Source organism: Kluyvera sp., assembly GCF_965301105.1.
The window spans coordinates 1-3342 of the sequence record NZ_CBDKZX010000164.1; the positions used below are offsets into that span (position 1 = coordinate 1).

3 protein-coding genes are annotated in these 3342 nt (G+C 58.6%); 2 read left to right on the forward strand and 1 reads right to left on the reverse strand.

Translation table 11 applies throughout. From position 1 onward, the window contains the following. The first annotated feature begins 11 nt into the window (after positions 1-11). Positions 12-287: a YfcL family protein gene (locus tag ACW14G_RS22675; protein ID WP_064543784.1), complete on the forward strand. Its 276-nt coding sequence runs from the start codon at positions 12-14 to the stop codon at positions 285-287. Between the two features lie 40 nt (positions 288-327). On the opposite strand, the gene mnmC is transcribed toward ACW14G_RS22675, so the two are convergent. Further along, positions 328-2328: a bifunctional tRNA (5-methylaminomethyl-2-thiouridine)(34)-methyltransferase MnmD/FAD-dependent 5-carboxymethylaminomethyl-2-thiouridine(34) oxidoreductase MnmC gene (gene mnmC / locus ACW14G_RS22680; RefSeq protein WP_249022956.1), complete on the reverse strand. Its 2001-nt coding sequence runs from the start codon at positions 2326-2328 to the stop codon at positions 328-330. Positions 2329-2488: 160 nt separating this feature from the next. Here mnmC and ACW14G_RS22685 point away from each other — a divergent pair. Continuing rightward, positions 2489-3342: beta-ketoacyl synthase N-terminal-like domain-containing protein (locus ACW14G_RS22685; RefSeq protein ID WP_455648841.1), on the forward strand; the 854-nt coding region annotated here is incomplete at its 3' end.

Sequence of the window (3342 nt, forward strand, 5' to 3'; positions counted from 1 at the left end):
GAGGAAAGAAGATGATCGCGGAGTTTGAAGCACGCATTCTGGCGTTAATTGATGAAATGGTGGAACACGCCAGTGATGATGAGCTGTTTGCCAGCGGTTATCTGCGTGGTCACCTGACGCTGGCGGTTGCCGAGCTGGATGAAAGCGAAGCGCACTCGGCAGAAGCGCTGTATCGCAACGTGACCCAGAGTCTGGAAACGGCCATTGGCGCGGGCGAACTGTCGCCGCGCGACCAGGCGTTGGTCAAGGAGATGTGGGACAGCCTTTACCAGCAGGCTTCCCGCTAAGCCAATTTGCCCGGTATCGCTGCCGGGCAAATCTCCTCACTTACTTCACCGCCTTTCCCTTCAGCAGTTTTCGAACCCACAAACGATTTGGATTCAGGCCTGCCAGCGTTTGCGCGTCCAACGGCAGCGGTTCATTGCTCATCTGCGCCGCCAGCACTTCTGCAGTTAACGGCGCAGAGCATAGCCCTCGCGACCCAAGGCCGCCAAGCATAAACAGCTCGGGATAGATTGGCGCGGCACTTGCCGTCTCTGGACTTTCGTTCAGCGTGGCGTATTCGGCAAGCGTGGCGGCATAATCCGGCACGTTTCCGACCATCGGCAGATGATCGCGCGTGGCGCAGCGCACGCCGCAGCGGGCATCGTTAGCGCTGACATCAACCTCCTGCGGCCACGTCTGCTGTGGGAAACAGTCCAGCAGGCGCTGGCGGTTATGCTGCTGATCGTCCTCGTTGAAGGTCATCTCGCGCTGGCCGCGATGATAGCTGGCGCCGATACAGTGCTGCTGATTATTCGGATTCTGCGGCGTGAGATAGCCGTCGTAGCACAGCACCTGTTCAAGCTTTGAGAGATTTTCGGTGGTCGGAATATGGCTCACCTGGCCACCAACGGCGTATACCGGTAATGCTTCGGTTTGCGCGAACTGATTGATGTTGTGGCCGTTTGCCAGCACGACGCACGGGGCGATGCTTGTCTCTCCGTCGCTGAATGCCAGCTGCCAGCCATCGTCCTGCCGGGTGAGGGTTGTCAGCGTTTTCCCCCAGTGCGCCTGTAACCCTTGCTGGCGCGCCAGTTCAAATACGCCTGCGGTGAGCTGCGCCGGGCATAACCAACCGCCCAGCGGGTACTGAATCCCCCCGCAGCCGGTCTCCAGGCCGATACTGGCTCGAGCCTCTTGCGCCGTGACCGCGCGGGCGATCTCTTCGGGCAGGCCCAGCGTCAGCATTTGGGCAATCTTCTGCGCGCTTTTTTCATCCCAGCCAAGCTGCGTTACGCCGCACCATTGATGGTCGAAGTCGATGGGCAGCGTATCGTACAGGCGACGAGCATAGAGATAGGCAGCGGGGAAGAACTGCGCCAGCGCCGCGTCGTGGGCGCTCAACAATGGATAGAGCGCCCCCTGGCGGTTGCCGGATGCGCCTAGTGCGGGTTCAGCATCGGCGCAGTAGAGCGTTACAGACCAGCCGCGGCGCAGCAGGGCAAGCGAGAGCAGGGCACTGGCGATGCCGCCGCCGATAATCGCGGCTTCCCGTCCCTGGCTACCGCTACGCGCAAACCACGGCGTACGGGTGGCGTCGGGCTGAGGGGCCATCATTTCGCCGACCAGCATTTCGCGCTTACGGCCAAAACCTTTGCTCTTGCGCATGCTGAACCCGGCTTCCTGTAGCCCACGACGCACAAAGCCCGCCGAGGTAAAGGTCGCCAGGGTGCCTCCCGGGCGGGCGGTACGAGCCATGGCGGCAAACAACGCGGGCGTCCACATATCCGGATTTTTGGCCGGGGCGAAGCCGTCGAGGAACCAGGCGTCTACCTGCTGATTGAAGGTGTCGTCGAGCTTATCGGTCAGCTCATTGATATCGCCGAACCACAGGTCCAGCGTCACGCGCCCTTCATCGAGCAGCAGGCGATGACATCCCGCCAGCGGCAACGGCCACTGCGCCTGAAGCTGCTCGGCCCAGGGTGCCAGCTCCGGCCAGTGCTGGTGCGCCAGACGCAAATCGTCGGCCTTCAGCGGAAATTTTTCAAAACTGACAAAATGTAATCTTTGTAGCGTAGCGTCAGGATGCTGACGGCGGAATGCGTCAAAAGCTTGCCATAGCGTCAGGAAATTGAGACCGGTGCCAAAGCCGCTTTCTGCTACCACGAAAAGTGGATGTGGGTGCAGGGGGAAGCGTACCTCTATCTGGTTACCCCCGAGAAAAACGTAGCGGGTCTCCTCCAGACCGTTATCGTTGGAGAAATAGACGTCGTCAAAATCTCGGGAAACAGGTGTACCCTCACTGTTAAATTCGAGGTTGGCTGATTGTATGGCGTTTTGTTTCACGTAAGTTACTCGCGCGGCAAGGAGTCTGCCGATCTTAACGATGAGCGTCCGCAGGCGCAAATTTCTGCATAAATTTGCTGATCGGACTTGTTCGGCGTACAAGTGTACGCTATCTTGCGACTCGAAACTTTAAAATAGTGATGACTTACAGAGGTATTGAATGAAACGTGCAGTGATTACTGGCCTGGGCATCGTTTCCAGCATCGGTAGCAACCAGCAGGAAGTCCTGGCATCTCTGCGTGAAGGACGCTCGGGGATCACTTTCTCTCAAGAGTTCAAAGATTCTGGGATGCGTAGCCACGTCTGGGGTAACGTCAAACTGGACACCACGGGTCTGATCGACCGTAAAGTGGTCCGTTTCATGAACGATGCCTCTATCTATGCTTATCTCTCCATGCAGCAGGCGGTTGAAGACGCTGGCCTGAAAGCAGAAGACTACCAGAACAACCCGCGCGTGGGCCTGATTGCCGGTTCCGGCGGTTCCTCCCGTGCGCAGGTATTTGGCGCAGACGCGATGCGCAGCCCGCGCGGCCTGAAAGCGGTTGGCCCGTACGTGGTCACCAAAGCGATGGGTTCTGCGGTTTCCGCGTGCCTCGCAACCCCGTTCAAAATCCACGGTGTGAACTACTCTATCAGCTCTGCTTGCGCCACTTCCGCGCACTGCATCGGTAATGCGGTAGAACAGATTCAACTGGGCAAACAGGACATCGTGTTTGCTGGCGGCGGTGAAGAACTGGGCTGGGAAATGGCCTGTGAGTTCGACGCGATGGGCGCACTGTCCACCAAATACAACGAAACCCCAGAAAAAGCCTCCCGTACCTATGACGCGCATCGTGATGGTTTCATCATCGCAGGCGGCGGCGGTATGGTTGTGGTTGAAGAACTGGAACACGCGCTGGCACGTGGCGCGCATATCTATGCAGAAATCGTTGGCTATGGCGCAACCTCCGATGGCGCAGACATGGTTGCTCCATCCGGCGAAGGCGCGGTGCGCTGCATGAAGATGGCGATGCA